This is a genomic window from Ensifer oleiphilus (genome assembly GCF_013371465.1).
Taxonomy (GTDB): domain Bacteria; phylum Pseudomonadota; class Alphaproteobacteria; order Rhizobiales; family Rhizobiaceae; genus Ensifer; species Ensifer oleiphilus.
Genome location: NZ_JABWDU010000003.1, coordinates 475327 through 497607, shown reverse-complemented (window position 1 = coordinate 497607; position 22281 = coordinate 475327). Strand labels below are relative to the sequence as shown.

Here is a 22281-nt window from a genome sequence, read left to right as displayed (position 1 = left end):
CCTGCCGAAAGCGATGCCGTCATGCCTCATGCTTCCATCAATGCCGAGCGTCTGCTGGCGCGCATTCATGAACTCGGCGCAATCGGGCGCGACGATCGGGGTCAGTTGACGCGACTGGCAGCGTCCGACAGCGAGAAACTTGGCCGGGACCTTCTCGTCCATTGGCTGAAGGCCGTGGGGCTCGACGTTGCCGTCGATCGCATCGGCAACATCTTCGGCATATGGCAGAGTGAGGAAAACGCCGAGCAATTGCCGCTGATGCTCGGATCGCATGTCGACACCGTCATCAACGCCGGCATCTACGATGGCTGCTATGGCGTGCTGGCCGGGCTTGAAGTCATTGAGACGCTGAAGGAGCAGGGCGTTACGCCAGCCCGGCCGATCGTCGTCGCCGCCTTCACCAACGAAGAGGGCGTGCGCTACGCGCCCGAAATGCTGGGGTCGCTGGTGCATGTCGGGGGTCTCGACATCGAGGCCGCGCTTGCGACTGTTGGAACCGATGGCACCACGCTCGGATCGGAACTGACGCGCATCGGCTATGCCGGCACTGTCGAACCTTGCGCCTTGACGCCCCACGCCTATGTCGAGCTGCATATCGAACAGGGGCCGGTGCTGGAGCGTGAGGCGACAACGATTGGTGCCGTCGAAAACCTGCAAGGGATTTCCTGGCAGCGCGTTACCATAGAGGGTGTTGCCAATCATGCCGGCACCACGCCGATGGCAATGCGTAGCGATGCAGGTCTTGCGGCAGCCCGCGTTGGCCTGTTCCTGCGCGATCATATCGCGCGATCGAACGCGCCGAGCGTGGCGACGATCGGAACCATGCGCTTCGAGCCGGACGCGATCAACGTCATTCCCTCACGCGCCGTCTTTACCGTCGACCTGCGCGACCCGGACGAGGAGCGTCTGCAGGCACTTGAGAATGCGCTTGACGCCCAATTGCGGGTGATCATGGCGGAGGAAGGGGTGACGGTCACGGTCGAGCGGCTGGCGCGCTTCGAACCGGTGACATTCGATCGGGCAATCGTCGAGATGATCGAGGTGTCGGCGAGCGCCCGGGGGTTCAAGAGCCGACGCATGACCTCGGGCGCCGGACATGACGCCCAGATGATTGCGCGCATCGCGCCGGCGGCGATGATCTTCGTCCCGAGCCGCGACGGCATCAGCCACAATCCGCGCGAGCACACGGATCCGGCGGACCTCGTCGCCGGCGCCAATGTTCTGCTCGATGTGGTGAGCCGGATCGCTGGTGGCCGCGAGGTAGGGCAACCGCATTCGTGATTGTCCTGTTGGATTGATCAGGTGGGAGCAGTTGCGCCGCCACCCCTCCGTCAGGCCCGAGCTTGACGGAGGGGTGGCGCACGGGTGACAAACAGCAGCGAAGCCCGACAAAAACGAGAAGGGCCGTTGGCGACCCTTTTGCCGTCGTCGCTATCCTTTGGCCTCAGCTGCGCTCACCGGCATATAGAGATCGCCGCCCTCGCGATACTTCGCCGCCATCGCCTGAAAGCCTTCCTTCTGCGCTTCGGCGCGAATGTCGTGCGAGATCCGCATCGAGCAGAATTTCGGGCCGCACATCGAGCAGAAATGCGCGATCTTGTGCGCCTCCTTCGGCAGGGTCTCGTCATGGAAGGAGCGCGCCGTTTCCGGGTCGAGCGACAGGTTGAACTGGTCTTCCCAGCGGAACTCGAAGCGGGCGCGTGACAGGGCGTCGTCGCGGGTGCGGGCGGCCGGATGTCCCTTGGCGAGGTCGGCAGCGTGAGCGGCGATCTTGTAGGTGATGACGCCGGTCTTCACGTCGTTGCGGTCGGGCAGACCCAGATGTTCCTTCGGCGTCACGTAGCAGAGCATGGCGGTGCCGAACCAGCCGATCATCGCAGCCCCGATGCCAGAGGTGATGTGGTCGTAGCCGGGGGCAATGTCGGTCGTCAGCGGTCCTAACGTGTAGAACGGCGCCTCGCCGCAGACCGCCAACTGCTTGTCCATGTTCTCCTTGATCTTGTGCATCGGCACGTGACCGGGGCCCTCGATCATCACCTGGCAGTCTTTCGCCCAGGCGATCTTCGTCAGCTCGCCCAGCGTTTCCAGTTCGGCAAATTGCGCTGCGTCGTTGGCATCGGCGATCGAGCCGGGACGCAGGCCGTCACCGAGTGAGAACGACACGTCATAGGCGCGGCAGATGTCGCAGATTTCCTCGAAATGCTCGTAGAGAAAGCTCTCCTTGTGATGGTGCAGGCACCACTTGGCCATGATCGAGCCGCCGCGCGAGACGATGCCGGTGACCCGACCGACGGTCAGCGGGATATAGTGCAGTCGCACGCCGGCGTGGATGGTGAAATAATCGACGCCCTGTTCCGCCTGCTCGATCAGCGTGTCGCGATAGACCTCCCAGGTGAGATCCTCAGCGATGCCATTGACCTTTTCCAGCGCCTGGTAGAGCGGCACCGTGCCGATCGGCACCGGCGAATTGCGGATGATCCATTCGCGGATATTGTGGATATTGCGCCCGGTCGACAGGTCCATCACCGTATCGGCGCCCCAGCGCGTCGCCCAGACCATCTTTTCCACTTCCTCGGCCATGGAGGAGGTGACGGCGGAGTTGCCGATATTGGCGTTGATCTTCACCAGGAAATTCCTGCCGATGATCATCGGCTCGGATTCCGGGTGGTTGATGTTGGCCGGCAGCACGGCGCGGCCGCTGGCGATCTCCTGGCGGACGAATTCCGGCGTGACGTGATCGGGGATTTGGGCGCCGAAACTCTCGCCGTCGCGGGGTGTGGCGCGCGCGGCTTCGCGACCGAGGTTTTCGCGGATGGCGACGAACTCCATCTCCGGAGTGATGATGCCGGCACGCGCATAGGCAAGCTGTGTGACGGCGCGCCGGCCGGTTGCGCGCAGCGGCGCGTGACGGAAGGGGAAGGTCGGCGTCAGCCGCTCACCCGAGGCAAAGCCGTTATCCTCCGGCCGGACACTGCGCCCATCATAGGCTTCGACGTCGCCGCGCGCGATGACCCAGTTGCGGCGGAGCCGTGGCAATCCCTCCTCGATGCGGATGTTTGCGTCTTCGACTGTGTAGGGCCCGGAGGCGTCGTAGACGATGACCGGCGGCTCGCCCGATGTCGGATGGAGGGCGATTTCGCGCATCGGCACACGGATATCCGGATGGATCGTGCCCGGCTTATAGACCTTCTTCGAAGCGGGAAGCGGGCCCATGGTGACCGAGAGGTCTGCAGGTTGAGTGGCAATATTCATGACGAGGCTCCAAGTTTGCGGTTGGAGACCCAGTTCTGAAGCCGGAAGGAAAAGACAGGTTTGCCCGAGACTCCGCGCGAATGACGGAATAGTGGCGTCGATGTCTGCACCGTCCCTACGCCAGTATGAACTGGATCAGGTTCAACGGGTCACTGCGCCTCGGTCGGCAAAAGCCGTTCCGACCAGCAGACTCTCAGCCCCTTGACGGGACCCCCCTGGTGAATATCGAAAGATAGCCATCGATCCGGATGCGCCGTCAAGCGCTAATCTGGCGGCTGTGTCTCTCGCCTGTTGATCGTGCGGCGGGCTGTTTCCGGTTCGAACGCTGCCTTTGCGCATTTCCTGGCGGAAAACCGCGTCGCAGTTTTCCTGGAAATGCTTTAGCGACCAGGCTTTTCGGAGGCCGGGCGCTCTGCATAATCGGCGCGGTTGATGCCATGCCGCTGCAGCTTGTCGTAGAAGGTCTTGCGCGGAATGCCGAGCGCCTTAATCGTCGCCTTGACGTCGCCGCGCTGCGCCCGCAGCACCTCTTTCAGAATTTGCGCTTCGTACCGCTCCAGCCGTTCGGGCAAGGCGGCGCTGGTCGGTGCGGCGATAGTTGCCTGTCCGAGTGATCCTTCGACGCCCAGGGCGACCCGTTCGGCGAAATGCGAGAGTTCGCGCACATTGCCCGGCCAGGAGTGCGACATCAGGTGGTGGCGCACGGCCGGCGAGACATCCGGCACATCGCGCTTGAACCGCTCCGCCGCCCGCGTCAGGAAATGCGAGAAGAGCAGCGGAATGTCGTCGCGGCGCTCGCGCAGCGGCGGGATCGAAAGGGTGACGACATTGAGCCGGAAATAGAGATCCTCGCGAAAGTCGCCGCGCTGGGCCGGATCGCCGAGATCGATCTTGGCGGCGGCAATCACGCGGATATCGACCGGGCGCACGAGGTTGGTGCCGAGTGGTGTGACTTCGCGGGCTTCAAGGACGCGCAGCATTTTCACCTGCGTTGCCGGCGGCATCGCCTCGATCTCGTCGAGGAAGAGCGTGCCGCCGCTGGCATGCTCGATACGGCCGATGCGCTTCTTCAAGGCGCCGGTAAAGGCGCCCTGTTCGTGGCCGAAAAGCTCGCTCTCGATCACCGTTTCCGGCAGCGCGCCGCAGTTCAGCGCCACGAAATTCCCGTCCCGGCGCTGGCTCCAATTGTGCAGCAGCGTTGCCACCACTTCCTTGCCGCTGCCGGTCTCGCCGGCAACGAGCACATCGACGTCGGTGTCGGCGATATGCCGCAGGGTCTGGCGCAGCCGTTCCATGACCGGCGTCTGGCCAATCAGCGGCAGGCTTTCGCCGGCTGTTTCCGCCGCGCGCTTCAGTGCGCGGTTCTCCATCACCAGCCGGCGCTTTTCCAGCGCGCGGCGCGCGCTTTGGACGAGACGGTCGGCAGCAAAGGGTTTCGGGATGAAATCATAGACGCCATCCTGCAGGGCCTGGACGGCCATAGGAATATCGCCGTGGCCGGTGACCAGGATAACCGGAAGATCCGGATCGAAAGTGGCGATGCGGCGAAACAGCGTCAGGCCGTCGATCCCCGGCATGCGGATATCGCTGATGACGATGCCGCCAAAATCTGGGACAAGAGTTGCGAGCGCCTCTGTCGCACTGGGAAAGGTGGAAACGGTGAAGCCGGCAAGCTCCAGCGTCTGCTTCATTGCCTTCCGGAGGTCGCTGTCGTCATCGACAAGGCATACGGATTGCTGCATCGCTCAGGCCCTCTTCAGGCGCACGGTGAAGACGGTGCCGTCAGGCCCGGTCTTGACGTCAATGTCGCCGCCATAGTCGACGACGATCTCCTTGGAGATGGCAAGGCCGAGGCCGAGACCCTGGTCCTTGGAGGTGTTGAACGGCGTGAAAAGGTCTTCGAGGATATCGGGCCTTATGCCCGGACCATTGTCGGCAACAACGAGCAAAACACTATCGTTGGGACCGATTTCGCAACGCACATGGATCTCTGCATCCGGCTGATCGCCAAGAGCCTCCAAGGCATTCTGCAACAGGTTGATCAGCACCTGTTCCAGGCGGATGCGATTGCCGAGAACGTTGAGGCCGTTATCAGGCAGGTCGATGATGATCGCATCCATGTGGCCGGCAAAGCGGCTGCGCAGCAGCATCCGCGCGCCTTCGATCACCTCGCGCAGGGCCGTCGGCTCGGCGACGAAGCGGCCCTTTCTTGCAAAGCTGCGCAGCTCATCGGTGATGGTGCCGACCCGCTCGGTGAGCGCGGCGATGCTTTCGAGGTTTTCGACCGCGGTTTCCTTCTGGCCGCGATCGAGGAATGTGCGGGCGTTGTCGGCATAGGCGCGGATGGTGGCGACCGGCTGGTTGATCTCGTGGGCAACGCCGGCCGCCACTTGGCCGAGGATCGCCAGTCGGTTGGCCTGCACGAGCTCCTGCTGCACGGCTTGCAATTTTTCTCCGGTGCGCCGGTGGTCGGCGATCTCGATTTCGAGGTGATCGCGGGCGAGGCTGAGATCGTGTGTCCGCTCGGTCACCCGGCGCTCCAATTCATCGCGTGCGGCGCGTTCGTTGGCTGCAATCAGCGTCAAAGACTGACGTCGGCGAAGGAGGAATGCGGCAAGCGCCAGGAGCGGTGCAAGCACGGCAATCGCCAGCAGCCGTGCCTCGCGGCTCGCCGCGCTCAAAGCGGCATCGAGCGGCGCCAGTTGTTCCAGCCGCCAGCTGGTCGATGGAACCATCGTCTCAACCCTGAGATATTGCTTCTCGCTGCTGCCGGGCAGAAGGGCTGTGAGCATGCTCGACCCATCGCTCGTCGGTTCGATCCGGCGAAACGGCAAAGGCAGCAGCGAGGCGTCGCCGAACTGCAGGCTGTCGCGGATCGCGGCGAGCCGATCCGCCGGGATATTGCGGGTCGTCATGAACCTCCAGGACGGGAAGCTGGTGATCAGCACGATGCCGCGACGGTCGGTGACGTAGACAGGCTTGCCGGAGGCAAGCCAATCGGCTTCGACCCCGTCGAATTCGAGCTTGGCGACCACGACGCCGATCGGGCCTCCTGGCCCGTCGACCCGCCTCGAAATGTAAAGGCCCGGCCGTTTGCTGACTGTACCCATGGCGAAATGCTCGGCCTTGCCGTCGCGCATCGCCATCCGGAAATACTCGCGGAAGGCATAGTCATTGCCGACGAAACTGGTCGGCTCGCGCCAGTTGCTGGCCGCAATGGCCACGCCGTCGAGACCGATCGCATAGATCACCGCCGCATCGGTATTGGCGGCCAGCGCCTCCAGCTTTTGATCGAGGCGCTGCAACGATTGCTCGCCACCTTTTTCGAGGGCGGCCTTCACCTCGACATCATCGGCCAGAACCAGCGGCAGAGCGCGCTGCCGCTCAAGCACGGCGCGCAGTAGCGACGCTTTGAGGTTGGCGTCGATGCGGCTCTGGATGTCGACTGTTTCGAGCGCCTTGTTTCGCCCATACTCGCCGGCGACATAAAGTCCCGCTGCCAAGAGGGCGAAAGCCACCGCAGCGAAAATCAGCCAGGCACGGCGCATGTGCCGGTCAAGATCGGCTGGTTTTACGGTGGGCGGGGCAGGCATCGACATGGCGGAATTGTGCATTATTCCGCTCATATTTCCAGATCACCTGTGCGGATATCCGCTCAAATATTTGTGTACCCAATTCGAGAGCCAACAAAATACCTCTATAATTCAACAGCCTGATTGGTCTGCCTGCAATCTGGCACGCCCATTGCAAATGACATCCTCATGACAGCCCGAGCTGTCGCGCTTCGGAAATAGGGCCCGGGAGGCCCGGCATGACGCCGGACTGGGCCAAGTGGAGGATATCATGATTATCGACCAATCCGCGGAACCGCGCGGCAAGACACCTTTCTATCGCCATCTCTATGTCCAGGTTCTAGCGGCGATCGCCGCGGGCATCCTGCTCGGCCATTTCTATCCTGAGATCGGCACGCAGCTGAAGCCGCTCGGCGACGCCTTCATCCGGCTGGTGAAGATGATCATCGCCCCCGTCATCTTCCTGACGGTTGCCACCGGCATTGCCGGCATGACCGATCTCGCCAAGGTCGGCCGCGTCGCCGGCAAGGCAATGATCTACTTCCTGACCTTCTCGACGCTGGCGTTGATTATCGGCCTGATCGTCGCCAATGTCGTGCAGCCGGGCGCCGGCATGCACATCGACCCGGCCTCGCTCGACGTCAAGGCGGTCAGTTCCTTCGCCGAAAAGGCGCACGAGCAGTCGATCACCGGCTTCTTGATGAACATCATCCCGACGACGCTCGTCGGTGCATTCGCCGAGGGTGACATCCTGCAGGTGCTGTTCATCTCCGTGCTGTTCGGCCTGGCACTCGCGATGGTCGGCAAAAAGGCCGAGCCGGTCGTCGACTTCCTGCATGCGCTGACGCTGCCGATCTTCAAGCTGGTCGCGATCCTGATGAAGGCAGCCCCCATCGGTGCCTTCGGCGCCATGGCATTTACCATCGGCAAATACGGCGTCGGCTCGATCGCCAATCTCGCGATGCTGATCGGCACGTTTTACGTGACCTCGCTGCTCTTCGTCTTCGTCGTGCTCGGCGCGGTCGCCCGCTATAACGGTTTCTCTATCGTCTCCCTTATCCGCTACATCAAGGAAGAGCTGCTGCTGGTTCTCGGTACGTCCTCTTCGGAAGCGGCCCTCCCGGGCCTGATGAACAAGATGGAGAAGGCCGGCTGCAAGCGCTCGGTCGTCGGCCTGGTGATCCCGACCGGCTACTCCTTCAACCTCGACGGCACCAATATCTACATGACGCTCGCCGCTCTCTTCATCGCCCAGGCGACCGACATTCCGCTGTCGCTCGGCGATCAGGTGCTGCTGTTGCTGGTGGCGATGCTGAGCTCCAAGGGGGCGGCCGGGATCACCGGCGCCGGCTTCATCACCCTTGCGGCCACGCTTTCGGTGGTTCCGGCGGTTCCGGTCGCCGGCATGGCGCTGATCCTCGGCATCGACCGCTTCATGTCGGAATGCCGTGCACTGACCAACTTCGTCGGCAATGCCGTTGCGACCATCGTCGTGGCAAAATGGGAAGGCGAACTGGACGAGACCCAGCTTGCCGCGACCCTTGGCGGCCAGGCGTTGCCGGAGAGCCCGGTCCAAGGCCTGCAGCCTGCCGAATAGAGCTGCCTCCCAGGGCAAGACCGCATCATGATGCGGCGGGGCGCGGTCCACTTCCCGGTGGGCCGCGCCCTTCTCACGACTGGCTGCAGGTTTCGCTCAGGCTCGTTCCGATTGTTTCGTTGAACGGATGAGACGCGCTTCTACCGCCGCAAAGCATTTTGCGCCGTTGCCTTCTCCGCTCCTGCGTTCAACTGGGCGATGTATTCTCGAAGCATGGGAACGCGACGTGGACGGAAGCTTTCCTCGATCAGTTCGAGGCTGGTCATGCGATCGATCCTGAACTTGCGATATCCCTGCCTCAGGCTGCACCAGGCCAAAAGCACGAGCACGCGCTCGAGGTAGACGATGCCGAGCGGCAGAACGCGCCTCTCCGAGTGCCGGCCATCGGCGTCGACATAGTCGATGACGACGGCTCGCTCCTGCCAGCAGGCTTCGCGAAGCAGCGCGACGTCGATATTAGGCGCCGACCGCTGCTCGAAGCGATGAACCTGTGAGACCGCATGGATCGTCTGCTGCTGCAACCGGTCGGGCAGGGTGGCCGTGATTTTCGAAAGCACGGCTTCCGCGGCGCGGGCAAGCTCGGGCTCGCCCATGTGGCGAACTTCGCCGAGCCCCAGCACCAGGGCTTCGATCTCGAGCCGGGTGAAGGTCTGGGGTGGAAGCGCGATGTCTTCGGTCAGGCGGTAGCCGAAGCCGCGTTCGCCGTCGATGACCGCACCCGCGGCGCGCAGGCTGTCGATGTCGCGGTAGAGCGAGCGCAGCGATACGCCGGTTTCCTCTGCCAGTCGCGCGGCAGTCACCGGCTGGGGCAGGCTGCGAAGCGCCTGGAGAAGACGAAACAAACGATCGCTGCGTGCCATGACCCTACTGACGGAAATTGACAGTTGGGCCGTTTTATAAAGAGGCCAGACAGAAACCGCAATCGAGGACCTTTCCATGCTGACGCTCTATCACGCCCCGCGCTCCCGCTCTTCGCGCATCATCACTTTGCTTCGCGAACTGGATGCGCTTGACAAGGTGAACATCGTCATCGTCGACATCACCCGCGGCGACGGTAGTGGCGCCAAGGATCCCAAGAACCCACACCCGGATGGCAAGGTGCCGCTGCTCGTGCATGATGGCGTCGTCATCTGGGAAAGCATCGCCATCATCCAGTATTTGACCGATCTGTTCCCGGAAAAGAAGCTGGCGCCGGTTGCAGGCGACCCCAAGCGCGGCCGCTATCTGAGCTGGCTTGCCTGGTATGCCGGCGTGGTCGAACCGGTGCTGATCGTCGAAGCGGCCGGGATTTCGCATCCCTATCTGCAGGCCACGTTCCGCGGACCCAAGGAGATGGCACAACAGTTGGAGACGGCGCTGACGGCAAGCCCCTATCTGATGGGCGATGAATTCTCCGCTGCCGACTTGCTGCTCTATTCGCCATTTGCATGGTTCCCGGAAGCGACGCCGGACGTGCCTGCAGTCAAGGCCTGGATCGAGCGCTGCGCCGCGCGACCATCGGTACAATGGGCGGCGGAGTACGATGCGGCGCAGCAGGTTGCCGCGTAACTGCCAGATCGTTCCAAGCCACGGTCCATTGAAGCACCGCGCGCCCGATTGGGCGCGCGGTGCACTGTTGTATGCGCCGGTTGGTCGGTCTCCTCGCTTCGTTCCGTTCGCCTTCAACGCTCTTGCGAGATCAGGCGCGGCGAAAGCGTCATCGTAGCGACAAGGCTTTGACCGTTATCGAGAACGGATAGCCCCCCGAGGTGGGGAAGATGATGCCCATTCGGCAGATGCGTCATCGGCTCGAAACAGAGGAAATCGGCGTCTTCCGGCGCGTAGAGCATGAAGTGACGGAAAGGCGCTGGCGCTGCGATCTCCAGGCAGAGATCGAGCTCCGGCCACTCGACGATCGCCTTGCCGTCCCACCCCTCATAGGCATTGTTCAGCCAGTGCGGCGGGATCCGATTGCCTCCCGCGAAATCCAGGTCACCCGGGATGGGGCCGGACTGATCGGGCAGGTGTCCGGCTCGCTCGGTCCAGAAACGATCGGCCTTCGCCGTCAGTCGGGTGCCTGCGGGTTTCGGGAAGAAGGGATGGTGCCCGAGCCCCATCGGCAGAGCGAAGGCCGACCTGTTGGTGACCGAAAGCGTGAGGGACAGGCGATCGGCTGCAACACGGAAGTGCTGAACGGCGTCATAGGCGTAGGGACCCGGCGCGACCGCGCCGTGTTCGTAGCGCAGGCATGCTTCGGTTTCGCTGTGCGAAACCACCTCCCATGCCGCCAGCCAGCCGTCGCCGTGCAGGTAACAGGGGTCGCTGGCATTGGGCGCGAGTGCGAAGCGATGGCCGGAAAGGATGAAGCTGTTACCCTCCAGCCGGTTGCCGAAGGGAACGAGCGGAAAGCTGGCTTCGGCCCCGTGTCGCCGAGAGGCGAGGCCATCGGTCCGTGCGGGTCGAAAGAGCGGGATCCCGCAATAGGAGCCGGAGAGGATTGAGCCGCCGAAGCGGCTCAATTCGATTGACAGAGCCCCGTTGCCGAGTTGCAGGACGTCCGCAGTCATGCGGCAGCTATGCCCGGCGCCCGGCAGCTGACGAGCGAAGATTGTCGAGCAGCACGGCCATCAGCAGGATGAGGCCGCGCACGACATATTGGTAGAAGGCCTGGATGTTCAGCAGGTTCATGACGTTTTCGGCGATGCCCATGATCAGCACGCCGACGATCACGCCGGTCATCGCCGCACGGCCACCGGCAAGCGACACGCCGCCGAGCACGCAGGCAGAGATGACCGAGAGCTCGAGGCCCGTCGCCGCGTTCGGCTGACCGGAGGTGATGCGCGAGGCGAGCAGCACGCCGGCAACGGCGCAGACGAGGCCCTGTAACGCGAAAATCCAGATGCGCATGCGCGCAACGTCGACGCCGGCAAGGCGCGAGGCCTCCGGATTGCCGCCGATCGCCAGCGTGTTCTTGCCGAAGACGGTGCGGTTCAGGAGGAAGCCAAAGGCGACGAAGAACAGCGCCATGACCCAGATCGGTGTCGGGATGCCGAGGAAGCGCGACAGCGCCAACTGGTAGAAGCTCGGATCGTTGATGCCGACGGCGCGACCGTCCGACGCGATCAGCGCCAGGCCGCGCACGATCTGCATCGTCGCAAGCGTGGTGATCAGCGCGTTGATGCGGAAACGGGCGATGACGACGCCGTTGACCGTGCCGACGAGGCCGCCGCAGATGAGGGCGGCGACTAGGCCAAGCAGGATCGAGCCGGTGGCATTCGACGCCATGACCGCGACCATGCCGGAAAAGGCAACCGTCGAGCCGACGGAAAGGTCGAAGTCGCGCGAGGCGAGGCAGAACATCATGGTGCAGGCGACGATGCCGATGGTAACGACCGACTGCAGCAGACCGAGCATGTTACGCTCGGTCAGGAAGTTGGGCACCGTCAGCGAGACGACGAGAAAGGCCAGCGCGAAGATGACGACGAGGCCCTGTTCGCCGAGAAGAAGTTTTTTCAAGGAGGTCATCGTCAGCGTACCTGTGCGTGAGAAAGAGTATTGGCGTTTTGAACGTCCGGCAGTGCGGCGGCGAGAATGCGCCGCTCGTCGAATTCCGCCCTTGGAATATCGGCAGCGATGCGGCCTTCGCACATCACCATGATGCGGTCGGCGATGCCCATGACTTCGGGCAGTTCGCTGGAAATCACCACGATCGCCATGCCGTCCGCGGCCAGTTCGTAGAGGATTTCGTAGATTTCCGACTTGGCGCCGACATCGATGCCGCGCGTCGGCTCGTCAATCATCAGGACCTTGACGCCCTCTTCGGACAGCCAGCGGCCAAGGATCACCTTCTGCTGGTTACCGCCCGAGAGATTGATGATGTCCTGGCGGCGCGAGGGCGTGCGTACGCGCAGCTTGGCGATGAACTTGTCGGCAAGCGCACCCTCTTTCTTCGGGTTGATGATGCCGAAGGGTGAAAAGTGGCGACGCGAGGAGATCGTCATGTTCTCCTCGATCGAACGTCCCTGGACGATGCCGTCAAACTTGCGGTCCTCCGGGCATAGCACGATGCCGGAGCGGATCGAATGCGGCGGGCTGTCCGCCGTGATGGTGACGCCGTCGACCGACACGGTGCCGCCATTGCGGGCATCGGCGCCATAGACGAGGCGCGCCATCTCGCTGCGGCCGGCGCCGATCAGGCCGAAGAAGCCAAGAATCTCGCCGCGCCGGACGGAAAAGCTTATTGGGTGGCGAAGTTTCGCTCCCGAAATATTCTCGACGCGCAGCCGCTCTTGCCCGAGGCTGCGCTCGCGCCAGCCCCAGATGTTGGCGATTTCGCGGCCGACCATTTCCGAGATGATCTGGTCCCGTGTAACCTTCGAAATGTCGGGGTGATGGGCGGCGAGTTTTCCGTCACGCAGCACAGTCAGGCTGTCGCAGAGGCGGAAGATCTCGTCGAGACGATGGGAAACATAAAGGATGACGGTGCCGTTGGCGCGCAGACGGTCGATGAGAGAAAAGAGGATCTCGCTTTCCCTGGAGGAGAGCGACGACGTCGGCTCGTCGAGCGCAATCACGCGCGCGTCGAGCATGACCGCCTTGGCGATTTCGACCATCTGCCGCTCACCGATCGACAGCGAAGCCACCTTGACGGAAGGATCGACGTCGATGCCGATCTCGGCAAGCTTCTTCGAGACGACCCCGGTCAGTTGCTGGCGATCGATGACGCCGGCCTTGCCCGGAAAGCGACCGAGCCAGAGGTTTTCCGCAACCGTCAGTTCCGGGACGAGCTGCAGTTCCTGATGAATGACGATGACGCCGGCATGGAAGGCGTCGCGCACCGAACGGTAGTGCTGTTGCGCACCGTCGATCAGGATTTCGCCGGTATCGGCCGACTGATCACCCGAGAGAACGCGGATCAGCGTCGACTTGCCGGCGCCGTTTTCGCCCATCAGGCCGTGGACTGCGCCTTTTCTGACCGAGAACGAGACGTTCGACAGTGCCTGGACGCCGGGATAGCCCTTGGAGATGGTTCGGAATTCAAGGAAGTCTTGCATCTGCGACGCTCCGGAATGGGGCGCCCGGCGATGATAAACCGCCGGGCTCAAAGTCATCGAAGACGACGATTATTCGATGCCGAGGTCCTTGCGAACGGCCTCGTAGGTATCGCGCAGTGCGATCTGGCCGGCGGTCAGCGTCAGCTTTTCCGGCTCCTTGCCGTTGGCGACCCACTCGTACATGTTGAGCGCGGTCTCGTAGCCGTGGCGCTTCGGCGAGATGATCACTGTGCCGAAGAAGCCGGTAGCCGTGGGCTTCTTGAACTCGTTGATGGCCGAGTCCGCGCCGCCGATGCCGACGCCGATCATGCTGTCGGGCGCGATGCCGACGGTTTCGGTGGCGCGTACCGCGCCGAGCACCGCTTCGTCGTTGAGGCCGACGGCGACCCACTTCTTGATGCCGGCATTCTTGTTGAGAACGACGGTCGAGGCGTTGAGGGCTGCTTCCGTGTCGGTCTTTGCCTGCGGCGCGTCGAAGATGTTGGCTTCCGGGAAGCCGTTTGCCTTCAGCACCGAGAGCGCGCCTTCGACACGGTCGACGGCGGTCGGCAACTGGTCGTAGGAGACGCGGATCGCACCGACCTCCTTCATGTCCCAGCCGCGCTTCTTGATCTCGTCGACGATCGACTGGCCGACGGCTTCGCCGATCTTGGTGGCCGAGATGCCCATGTGCGGCACGTCTTCGATCGGGCTCCCGTCAGCGTTGACCAGGCGGTCGTCGACCGTCATCATTTTGAGATCGTTGGCGGCAGCCTTGGCAATGATGCCCGGGCCGAGCTTGACGTCGGGCGTGCAGATGATGAAGCCCTGAGCGCCCTGTGCGCCGAGGTTGTCGATCGCCGACTGAACCTTTTCGCCATCTTCCGCGCCGATCTTGACCAGCGTGAAGCCTTTTTCCTTGGCAGCGACGTCGGCGAACTTCCATTCGTCCTGGAACCAGGGCTCCTCGGGCTGCTTGACGATGAAGCCGATCTTGACGTCGGCGGCGAAGGCCGAGGTTGCGGCAAATACGGCGACGGTGCCGGCCAGAATGGCGGCTTTGAAGAAGCGCATGATTTCTCTCCCTGGTGAACTGCCTCCTGCAGTTGCCATTTGTGTATGATGAATCATCATATCCGTCAATTGCCTTTGTATGATGATTGAGATAGTGATGTATAACTATTGCTGAAGTGCTCTCTGATCCCTGTCGCGAGGAAAGGTGATCTGGGATAAAAGCGTCGGCGGAACTGAAGGGATGGGTGGAGATGCAGATGGAAGGTCAGGAACCGCAGGCCGTGGCAGGCGAGCAGGTACAGCGCCGGCCGCGCGTCCAGAAGAACGTGACGCGGGCCATCGCCTCCGATATCTGCGCCGATATCTTTCCTGTCGGCTCCTATCTGCCGCGAGAAAACGATCTCTGCGAGCGTTACGGCGTCAGCCGCACCGTCATTCGCGAATCGCTGAAAATCCTGGAATCGAAGGGCATGGTGCGTGGCCGCTCGCGGGTCGGTACCGTCGTTTGTGGTAAGGACGAGTGGAACATCCTCGATGCCCAGGTGCTCGAATGGATCGGAGAGCGCATCTTCGAGTTCGACCTGTTGAATTGCATTCTGGAAGCGCGCCGGGCGATCGAGCCGGTTGCCGCAGAATTCGCCGCCGAGCGTGCGACCGTGCAGGAAATCGCCGATCTCGAGCGGGCCTGGCAGGCGATGCGTGACGGTGAGCGCGATATCGCCGGCTTCACCGATGCCGACGTCGCCTTCCACACCTGCCTGCTCAAGGCCAGTCATAATCAGGTCTTCCTGCAGTTGGTCGGCATCATCCAGGCGGCGCTCAAGTTTTCGCTGCATGCTTCGAACGAGGCCGCCGAGCGGCGCGACGAAGCGATCGACGTCCATCGCGAACTGGTCGAAGCGCTGCGCATGCGCGACAAGGCGGCGGCGCGCGACTGCTCGATCCGCATGCTCGATCTTGCCGCGCGCGATCTGGCAACGGCGGTCAAGCAACACAGTCCTGCGAAACCCGTCCTCTGAAAATGCCCGCCGGCGTGTGCTCGCACGGCCGGTCACGACACGTTATCCCCACCGAACCGGACATCATTCCATGAAGATCACCAAGCTCACGACCTATATCGTCCCGCCGCGCTGGCTGTTTCTCAAGGTGGAGACCGACGAGGGCATCGTCGGCTGGGGCGAGCCCGTTGTCGAGGGCCGGGCCCTGACGGTAGAGGCGGCCGTGCACGAGCTTGCCGATTATCTCGTCGGCAAGGATCCTTTCCTGATCGAGGACCATTGGAACGTGATGTATCGCGGCGGCTTCTACCGCGGTGGTGCCATCCATATGAGCGCGCTTGCCGGCATCGACCAGGCTCTCTGGGACATCAAGGGCAAGGCACTGGGCCAGCCGGTGCATTCGCTGCTCGGCGGCCAATGCCGCGACAAGATCAAGGTCTATTCCTGGATCGGCGGCGACCGCCCGAGCGATGTCGCCCGCAATGCCAAGGACGTGGTGGCCCGCGGCTTCAAGGCGATCAAGCTCAACGGCTGCGAGGAGCTGCAGATCGTCGACACCAACGAGAAGATCGACAAGGCGGTCGAGACCATCGGCATCATCCGCGATGCCATCGGCCCGAACATCGGTATCGGCGTCGATTTCCACGGCCGGGTGCACCGGCCGATGGCCAAGGTGCTGGCCAAGGAACTCGAGCAGTTCAAGTTGATGTTCATCGAGGAGCCGGTGCTGTCGGAAAACCGCGAGGCGCTGAAGGAAATCGCCAACCATTGCTCGACCCCGATCGCGCTCGGCGAGCGGCTCTATTCGCGCTGGGATTTCAAGTCGGTGCTTTCAGACGGTTATGTCGACATCATCCAGCCTGACCTCTCCCATGCCGGCGGGATCACCGAATGCCGCAAGATCGCTGCGATGGCCGAGGCCTATGACGTGGCGCTGGCGCCGCATTGCCCGCTCGGACCGATCGCGCTTGCCGCCTGCCTGCAGATCGACGCCGTCAGCTACAACGCCTTCATCCAGGAACAGAGCCTCGGCATTCACTACAACGAGGCCAACGACATTCTCGACTATGTCTCCAACAAGGACGTCTTCCACTACGAGGACGGTTTCGTCTCGATCCCGCAGGGACCGGGCCTCGGCGTCGAAGTCGACGAGGCCTATGTCATCGAGCGGGCCAAGGAAGGCCACCGCTGGCGCAACCCGATCTGGCGCCATGAGGACGGCAGCGTCGCCGAGTGGTGACCGCTGCGCGGCTTCAATAGGCGAGGGAGAGAGAACATGAGCAAGCGGCTTTCCGGAAAGCGCATCGTCATTACAGGCGCTGCCCAGGGTATTGGTCTGGCGATGGCGGAAGCCTTCCTGAAGGAGGGCGCCAGTCTCTTTCTGATCGATCGGGACGGGCCGCTGCTCGACAAGGAGGCGGCACGCCTTGCCGCCGACGGCGGCAAGGTTGCCGCGACGACGGCCGATATCACCGATGCCGATGGGATTGCCGAAGCGATCCGCCAGGCGGAACAGACAATCGGTCGGCCGAATGCGCTGGTCAACAATGCCGGCATCAACGTCTTCTCCGAGCCGCTGGCATCGAGCGATGCCGACTGGCAGCGCTGCTTCGACGTCAATCTCAAGGGGGCTTGGAACTGCAGCCGCGCGGTTCTCCCGGGCATGATCGAGGATGGCGGCGGCGTCATCCTCAACATCGCGTCGACCCATGCCTTCACGATCATCCCGCATACCTTTCCCTATCCCGTCGCGAAACATGCGCTTCTCGGCATGACCAAATCGCTCGGCATCGAATACGCTTCAAAGGGGATCCGGGTGAATGCCCTGGCGCCTGGATACGTGTTGACGCAGAAGGCCGTCGAATACTGGAACAGCTTTCCGGACCCGGTCGCTGCCGAAGCCGAAACGATGAAACTACACCCAGGCGGCCGTATCGCCACCGCCGATGAAATCGCCCGTGCCGCACTCTTCCTGGTGTCGGACGAATGCACCTTCATCAACGCCACCTGCCTGACGGTCGACGGCGGATTGAGCGTCCTGCATCATCCCTAAAACCAAGCCACATGGCTTGGTCTCAAGTTCCCCCTTCAGTCACTGACGTGGCTGTTGTTGCCGCGCCTGCCGATTGTTGCAGCGCGCGGGGATGTCCTGCGTCCGGATCGCGACTTTTCTCCTGCTCAGCCAGCAGTTTCATCCAGCTTCCGATCGTTTCTCTAGCTGCCCCATGACCGCGCAAGTCCGCCCGATTGCGCGTGTCTGACACTTGACCGCCAATAACTCCGATTATATGAGAAATAAATGCGCCTGGATGCAAGGTCAGGCGAGTGCACAGCGGAGGGCCGAACGTGTCGAGAAAACTGAGATCGCAGCATTGGTTCGGAGGGCTCGACAAGGATGCCTTCATTCATCGCAGCTGGATGAAGAACAATGGCCTGCCGGATGACGCCTTCGACGGGCGTCCGGTCATTGGCATCTGCAACACCTTCTCCGAACTCACGCCTTGCAACGCCCATTTTCGTGGCCTGATTGAACATATCAAGGCGGGTGTGCTGGAGGCGGGCGGTCTGCCGCTGGAATTTCCGGTCTTTTCCTGCGGCGAGTCCAATCTGCGTCCCACCGCCATGCTGTTTCGTAATCTCGCCTCCATGGATGTGGAAGAGGCGATCCGCGGCAACCCGATCGATGGCGTCGTGCTGATGGCCGGTTGCGACAAGACCACGCCATCCCTCGTCATGGGGGCGGCATCCTGCGATCTGCCGGCAATCGTCGTTTCCGGCGGGCCGATGCTGAATGGTCGGCTGAAGGGCAGGACCATTGGATCGGGTACTGATGTCTGGAAGTTTTCCGAGGATGTGCGCGCGGGCGTCATGACGCCAGCCGAGTTCATGGCCGCGGAAAGCGCCATGTCGCGTTCTCCAGGCCATTGCATGACCATGGGCACCGCCTCGACCATGGCGTCGATGGCCGAAGCCTTGGGGCTGGCATTGCCCGGCAATGCGGCTTACCCCGCCGTCGATGCCCACCGTGCGCGCCTGGCACGGCTCTCCGGCAGGCGGATCGTCGCCATGGTCGCTGAGGACCTGCGGCCATCGCATATCCTGACGCGGGAAGCCTTCGCCAATGCCATCCGCGTCAACGGCGCCATCGGCGGCTCGACCAACGCCGTTGTTCATCTGCTGGCGATTGCCGGACGAGTGGGCACGGAACTGACGCTAGAGGATTGGGACCGGTTCGGTCGCGACATCCCGACGATCCTCAACCTCATGCCGTCGGGCACCTTCCTGATGGAGGATTTCTGTTATGCCGGCGGCCTTCCGGCGGTCATGAAGGAAATCGCCGATCTGCTTGATCTCGACAACCCGACGGTGACAGGCAAAAGCGTCGGCGAAAACATCGCGGATGCCGAAAATTACAATCCGGATGTGATCCTGCCACGCGATGTGGCGCTGACACAGCAAGGGGGCATCGCTGTCCTCAAGGGCAATCTCGCGCCTCAAGGTGCGATCCTGAAACCCTCTGCTGCGACACCCGCGTTGATGCAGCACCGGGGCCGCGCTGTCGTCTTCGAAACGATCGATCACTACAAGCAGCGCATCGACGATCCCGACCTCGATATCGACGAGAGCTCGATCATGGTTCTGAAAAACTGCGGTCCCAAGGGTTATCCCGGGATGGCCGAGGTCGGTAACATGGCGCTGCCGCAGAAGCTCCTGAAGAAGGGCGTGCGCGATATGGTGCGCATTTCCGACGCCCGCATGTCGGGCACGGCCTTTGGCACTGTCGTGCTGCATGTCGCGCCGGAGGCGGCCGTCGGCGGTGCGTTGGCGCTGGTCAGGGATGGGGACTGGATCGAGCTCGACGTCGCCGGACGCCGGCTGCACCTCGATGTCGACGAGGCGGAACTTGCCCGCCGCCGGCAGGAATGGACGCCGCCGGAGATCGCCATGCCCGGCGGTTACCAGGGTCTCTATGTCGAGCGAGTGATGCAGGCCGATCGTGGCGCCGATCTCGATTTCCTTGTCGGTTGTCGCGGGCACGCCGTGCCCCGCGAGAGCCATTGAGGAGGAGCGGCGATGTCCCGGTTCGATCCCGCCGATCTTCACGGCATCCACGCCATCCTCTATGCGCTGTTTGATGGCAACGAAAAGCTCGATCGCGAAGCCATGCGCCGGCAGACGGAAGTCTGTCTTGATGCCGGCGTGCATGGCATGGCGGCACTCGGCCTTGCGACCGAAGCCTCGAAATTGAGCGAGGCCGAGCGCATGGCCGTGATGGAATGGCTGGTCGAGGACACCGCCGGCCATGTGCCGGTGGCACTGACCATCTTCGGGCCTTCCGTCGAAGAGCAGGTGCGCCAAGCGCGCCATGCCGTTGGCGCCGGTGCCGACTGGCTGATCCTGCAGCCGCCGATCGTCGGCCAGTTCTCCGCACAGGAATACATTCGCTTCTTCGGCCGGGTCGCCGATGCGATCGACGTACCCGTCGCCATCCAGAATGCGCCTGCGTTCATGGGGAGAGGGTTGACGGCGAGCGATATCGCCGAACTCGTCCGCCAGCACCCCAACATTACCCTTATCAAGGGCGAGGGGCCGGTGGTCGATATCGCCGCGCTGATCGAGGTGACCGAAGGCCAGCTGCCTGTTTTCAACGGTCGCGCCGGCCTCGAGCTTATCGACAACCTGAGGGCCGGATGCCGTGGCTTCATTCTTGCGCCCGATTGCATCGACCATGCGGTCAGGGCCTACGAGTTCTATCGCGACGGCTGGGACGAGGAGGCGGAAGCGGCCTATCGGGATATGTTGCCGGCGGTGGTGTTCACCATGCAGGGGATCGAAAACCTGATGTGCTACGGCAAACGTCTCTTCGGTGAACGGGCCGGTATGCCCGTCTTCGATCGCGCGCCTGCGCTGCGACCGACCGAGACAGGACTTGCGATGGTTCGGCGTTTTGCGGCCGAGCTTGGTCGTCTTGGCGAAGAGTAAGCGCCTTCGCTCAGGCTCAAGCTGGCTTGACCGTTTGGGGCGTGGCGACGGCTATGGTAGCAAGGGCTCGAATCGCGCCAGAATGCGCGCCGGGATTTCGGAAACGGACGGCTGATGACGACATTTACGATCGGTGACCGCGGGCTGCCCGCGCAGATCGCGGCGGAGATCGGCCGCCGCATCGCGCTCGGCGAACTCAAGCCCGGCGAGATCCTGCCCAAAGAATCCGAGATGCTGGGCAATCTGCGCGTCAGCCGGACGACCTTGCGCGAGGCGCTGAAGATCCTGTCGACCAAGGGCTTCATCGAAGCCAAGCCGCGGCTGGGCACCCGTGTCCGCGCGCCGGAGCATTGGAACACGCTCGATCCGGTGGTGCTCTCCTGGCACGAAGGCGCGCAAGACCAGCAGCAACTGGCCGAAGAACTGTTCGAAATCCGTCTGGCGATAGAGCCGATGGCAGCGGGCCTTGCCGCCCGCCGCGGATCGGCGGACGAGCTTGTGCGCATCCGCGCGGCCTATGCCCGGATGACGGAAGACCATGCAACGGTTTCTTCCGCGATTGAGGCCGACATCGATTTCCACCTGGAAATCATCCAGGCGGCGCACAATCGCTTTCTTCTGCCCGTCTCGGCCGTCATTCGCACGGCACTGACGATCAGCATTCCCCGCACGCTCAGGACGTTCGGTGGATTGCAGCACTCTCTCAAGATGCACGAAGCGATCGTCGAAGCCATTGAAGCGCGCAATGCGGCATTGGCAGAGACGGCGGCGCAAACGCTGTTGAACGCGACCTACCAGCGCAATTTCTTATCCGCGCAGCTGTAGCCAGGACCAGCCACAGCATCACTTTCGGTGCAGGTTGATCTCGCTGGTAACGACCCTGTCGCCGGATGCCGGGTCGACATCGACCGTCGTCATCCGCATGCCGTTGGCGCCAACTTTCTGCAGCGTCAGATCTGCGCTGCGGTCGCCGTTGACTTCCTTCGCCCAGCGAATGGTGAGGTTGATGGCATCACCGCGACGGCTGCCGCTCAGGCCCGCACGTCCGCCACGCGGTCCGAGATACGACCCGCTGTATTTCGTGCCGCTGAATTTCAGTTGGGCATCGATCGATTTTGAAATCAGGATCAACCCGCGGCAGACGCCTTCCATCGAAAGCGCCAAACCCCGCGATTGAGAATCGAAGTTGCAGGAAACGTTGATGGGCGACATATGCGTTCGGATTCTAACTGTCCCGGCGCCCGTCCAACTGCCCTGCAGCGACTTCAGGAACGCACCTTCGTCCGCCTGGGCGGCGCCGGCAAGCGATGTTGTCATGGCGGCAAACACGAGCCAACGCAGCATATCGCAATCCTCCGTTCAGAGGCTTGGCATGGTACACCAGCCAAGGCCCAGATCACCAGCCGCAACGCGCAACGGCGGCGGATGTTCCGCGCACTGCGCTTCCTTATCGCGAAGCTTGCCCGGCTGCATCGCACCGCTGGCGCTGACGGAGCGTTGCCTGTGTCCGGGCGAAGAGAGGTTTCAGCCTGTGCAGTCAACCGCCCCGGAAGGGCGCGAGCAACGCCGGCTCGCCGTTAACCTCATCGCTCGAAAATCTTGCCGGCAAGATGGCCCTTTGCACTAAAAGACGGTAAGGAAACTGTTAATATCCTAGTATATGTAGTGGGTGTGGACGCCACCCCGGTTTATTTATCGCCATTTTGATATTTTTGGATCGATGTTAGTGTCTGTTTCATTGGAATTTCTTCTCCGCTTCGACCTGTCTATACAAAACGTCGCCTGGCGCGGGCCCGGTGCAAGAGGAGCGACCGGCGTCGTTCAAGGTACGTCAAGTCCTTGGGTCGCATGGG

The 22281-nt window shown here is 62.6% G+C and carries 18 protein-coding genes and 1 riboswitch; of the genes, 9 read left to right on the top strand and 9 right to left on the bottom strand.

Annotated features, from left to right (window positions below; translation table 11 throughout):
• Positions 1-21 precede the first annotated feature (21 nt).
• Positions 22-1281, top strand: a complete 1260-nt coding sequence (locus HT585_RS14925) for a Zn-dependent hydrolase (RefSeq protein ID WP_176354182.1) — start codon at positions 22-24, stop codon at positions 1279-1281.
• Positions 1282-1431: 150 nt separating this feature from the next.
• Here the strand turns inward: HT585_RS14925 and thiC are convergent, their stop codons facing one another.
• From thiC to HT585_RS14910, 3 genes are all read right to left on the bottom strand, one after another.
• A complete protein-coding gene (gene thiC, locus HT585_RS14920) occupies positions 1432-3252 on the bottom strand; it encodes a phosphomethylpyrimidine synthase ThiC (protein ID WP_176353675.1) in 1821 nt (606 codons plus the stop codon).
• A 94-nt stretch (positions 3253-3346) separates the two neighbouring features.
• Positions 3347-3479: riboswitch (TPP riboswitch) on the bottom strand.
• Between the two features lie 153 nt (positions 3480-3632).
• Positions 3633-4994, bottom strand: a complete 1362-nt coding sequence (locus HT585_RS14915; protein ID WP_176353674.1) for a sigma-54-dependent transcriptional regulator — start codon at positions 4992-4994, stop codon at positions 3633-3635.
• 3 nt (positions 4995-4997) lie between these two features.
• Positions 4998-6866 (bottom strand): sensor histidine kinase, encoded by a 1869-nt coding sequence (locus tag HT585_RS14910; protein ID WP_176354181.1) that lies wholly within the window; start codon positions 6864-6866, stop codon positions 4998-5000.
• Between the two features lie 229 nt (positions 6867-7095).
• On the opposite strand from HT585_RS14910, the gene HT585_RS14905 reads away from it, so the two are divergent.
• On the top strand, positions 7096-8421 hold the full coding sequence (locus HT585_RS14905) for a dicarboxylate/amino acid:cation symporter (RefSeq protein ID WP_176353673.1): 1326 nt from the start codon (positions 7096-7098) through the stop codon (positions 8419-8421).
• Between the two features lie 140 nt (positions 8422-8561).
• Here HT585_RS14905 and HT585_RS14900 read toward each other — a convergent pair whose 3' ends face one another.
• Entirely contained in the window at positions 8562-9281 is a 720-nt protein-coding gene (locus tag HT585_RS14900) for a helix-turn-helix transcriptional regulator (RefSeq protein WP_176353672.1), read from the bottom strand.
• Positions 9282-9357: 76 nt separating this feature from the next.
• On the opposite strand from HT585_RS14900, the gene HT585_RS14895 reads away from it, so the two are divergent.
• Complete coding sequence (locus HT585_RS14895; RefSeq protein WP_176353671.1) at positions 9358-9969, top strand: glutathione S-transferase family protein; 612 nt, start codon at positions 9358-9360, stop codon at positions 9967-9969.
• A gap of 113 nt (positions 9970-10082) precedes the next feature.
• Here the strand turns inward: HT585_RS14895 and HT585_RS14890 are convergent, their stop codons facing one another.
• The 4 genes from HT585_RS14890 to HT585_RS14875 form a co-directional block, all read right to left on the bottom strand.
• Entirely contained in the window at positions 10083-10967 is an 885-nt protein-coding gene (locus HT585_RS14890; protein ID WP_176353670.1) for an aldose 1-epimerase, read from the bottom strand.
• Between the two features lie 7 nt (positions 10968-10974).
• Positions 10975-11925 (bottom strand): L-arabinose ABC transporter permease AraH, encoded by a 951-nt coding sequence (araH, locus tag HT585_RS14885; protein WP_176353669.1) that lies wholly within the window; start codon positions 11923-11925, stop codon positions 10975-10977.
• 2 nt (positions 11926-11927) lie between these two features.
• The gene (gene araG / locus HT585_RS14880) at positions 11928-13454 is read right to left on the bottom strand and encodes an L-arabinose ABC transporter ATP-binding protein AraG (RefSeq protein ID WP_176353668.1); all 1527 of its coding nucleotides are present in this window, start codon (positions 13452-13454) and stop codon (positions 11928-11930) included.
• A 69-nt stretch (positions 13455-13523) separates the two neighbouring features.
• On the bottom strand, positions 13524-14507 hold the full coding sequence (locus tag HT585_RS14875) for an arabinose ABC transporter substrate-binding protein (RefSeq protein WP_176353667.1): 984 nt from the start codon (positions 14505-14507) through the stop codon (positions 13524-13526).
• Positions 14508-14704: 197 nt separating this feature from the next.
• On the opposite strand from HT585_RS14875, the gene HT585_RS14870 reads away from it, so the two are divergent.
• From HT585_RS14870 to HT585_RS14845, 6 genes are all read left to right on the top strand, one after another.
• A complete protein-coding gene (locus tag HT585_RS14870; protein ID WP_176353666.1) occupies positions 14705-15466 on the top strand; it encodes a FadR/GntR family transcriptional regulator in 762 nt (253 codons plus the stop codon).
• Between the two features lie 70 nt (positions 15467-15536).
• The gene (gene dgoD, locus HT585_RS14865) at positions 15537-16685 is read left to right on the top strand and encodes a galactonate dehydratase (RefSeq protein ID WP_176353665.1); all 1149 of its coding nucleotides are present in this window, start codon (positions 15537-15539) and stop codon (positions 16683-16685) included.
• A gap of 36 nt (positions 16686-16721) precedes the next feature.
• Positions 16722-17498 carry an SDR family oxidoreductase gene (locus HT585_RS14860; RefSeq protein ID WP_176353664.1) on the top strand — a complete coding sequence of 259 codons (777 nt, stop codon included), beginning with the start codon at positions 16722-16724 and terminating at the stop codon, positions 17496-17498.
• A gap of 293 nt (positions 17499-17791) precedes the next feature.
• Complete coding sequence (araD, locus tag HT585_RS14855; RefSeq protein ID WP_176353663.1) at positions 17792-19507, top strand: L-arabinonate dehydratase; 1716 nt, start codon at positions 17792-17794, stop codon at positions 19505-19507.
• 12 nt (positions 19508-19519) lie between these two features.
• Positions 19520-20428: a dihydrodipicolinate synthase family protein gene (locus tag HT585_RS14850; RefSeq protein WP_176353662.1), complete on the top strand. Its 909-nt coding sequence runs from the start codon at positions 19520-19522 to the stop codon at positions 20426-20428.
• 114 nt (positions 20429-20542) lie between these two features.
• Entirely contained in the window at positions 20543-21253 is a 711-nt protein-coding gene (locus HT585_RS14845) for a FadR/GntR family transcriptional regulator (protein WP_176353661.1), read from the top strand.
• A gap of 18 nt (positions 21254-21271) precedes the next feature.
• On the opposite strand, the gene HT585_RS14840 is transcribed toward HT585_RS14845, so the two are convergent.
• Positions 21272-21772 (bottom strand): hypothetical protein, encoded by a 501-nt coding sequence (locus tag HT585_RS14840; RefSeq protein ID WP_176353660.1) that lies wholly within the window; start codon positions 21770-21772, stop codon positions 21272-21274.
• Positions 21773-22281 lie beyond the last annotated feature (509 nt).

What these genes read in the sequence shown, in the direction of transcription:
- HT585_RS14925 (WP_176354182.1), top strand. Translation starts at nt 22, where the DNA reads ATGCCTCATGCTTCCATCAATGCCGAGCGTCTGCTGGCGCGCATTCAT.
- thiC (WP_176353675.1), bottom strand. Translation starts at nt 3,252, where the DNA reads ATGAATATTGCCACTCAACCTGCAGACCTCTCGGTCACCATGGGCCCG.
- HT585_RS14915 (WP_176353674.1), bottom strand. Translation starts at nt 4,994, where the DNA reads ATGCAGCAATCCGTATGCCTTGTCGATGACGACAGCGACCTCCGGAAG.
- HT585_RS14910 (WP_176354181.1), bottom strand. Translation starts at nt 6,866, where the DNA reads ATGCACAATTCCGCCATGTCGATGCCTGCCCCGCCCACCGTAAAACCA.
- HT585_RS14905 (WP_176353673.1), top strand. Translation starts at nt 7,096, where the DNA reads ATGATTATCGACCAATCCGCGGAACCGCGCGGCAAGACACCTTTCTAT.
- HT585_RS14900 (WP_176353672.1), bottom strand. Translation starts at nt 9,281, where the DNA reads ATGGCACGCAGCGATCGTTTGTTTCGTCTTCTCCAGGCGCTTCGCAGC.
- HT585_RS14895 (WP_176353671.1), top strand. Translation starts at nt 9,358, where the DNA reads ATGCTGACGCTCTATCACGCCCCGCGCTCCCGCTCTTCGCGCATCATC.
- HT585_RS14890 (WP_176353670.1), bottom strand. Translation starts at nt 10,967, where the DNA reads ATGACTGCGGACGTCCTGCAACTCGGCAACGGGGCTCTGTCAATCGAA.
- araH (WP_176353669.1), bottom strand. Translation starts at nt 11,925, where the DNA reads ATGACCTCCTTGAAAAAACTTCTTCTCGGCGAACAGGGCCTCGTCGTC.
- araG (WP_176353668.1), bottom strand. Translation starts at nt 13,454, where the DNA reads ATGCAAGACTTCCTTGAATTCCGAACCATCTCCAAGGGCTATCCCGGC.
- HT585_RS14875 (WP_176353667.1), bottom strand. Translation starts at nt 14,507, where the DNA reads ATGCGCTTCTTCAAAGCCGCCATTCTGGCCGGCACCGTCGCCGTATTT.
- HT585_RS14870 (WP_176353666.1), top strand. Translation starts at nt 14,705, where the DNA reads ATGGAAGGTCAGGAACCGCAGGCCGTGGCAGGCGAGCAGGTACAGCGC.
- dgoD (WP_176353665.1), top strand. Translation starts at nt 15,537, where the DNA reads ATGAAGATCACCAAGCTCACGACCTATATCGTCCCGCCGCGCTGGCTG.
- HT585_RS14860 (WP_176353664.1), top strand. Translation starts at nt 16,722, where the DNA reads ATGAGCAAGCGGCTTTCCGGAAAGCGCATCGTCATTACAGGCGCTGCC.
- HT585_RS14850 (WP_176353662.1), top strand. Translation starts at nt 19,520, where the DNA reads ATGTCCCGGTTCGATCCCGCCGATCTTCACGGCATCCACGCCATCCTC.
- HT585_RS14845 (WP_176353661.1), top strand. Translation starts at nt 20,543, where the DNA reads ATGACGACATTTACGATCGGTGACCGCGGGCTGCCCGCGCAGATCGCG.
- HT585_RS14840 (WP_176353660.1), bottom strand. Translation starts at nt 21,772, where the DNA reads ATGCTGCGTTGGCTCGTGTTTGCCGCCATGACAACATCGCTTGCCGGC.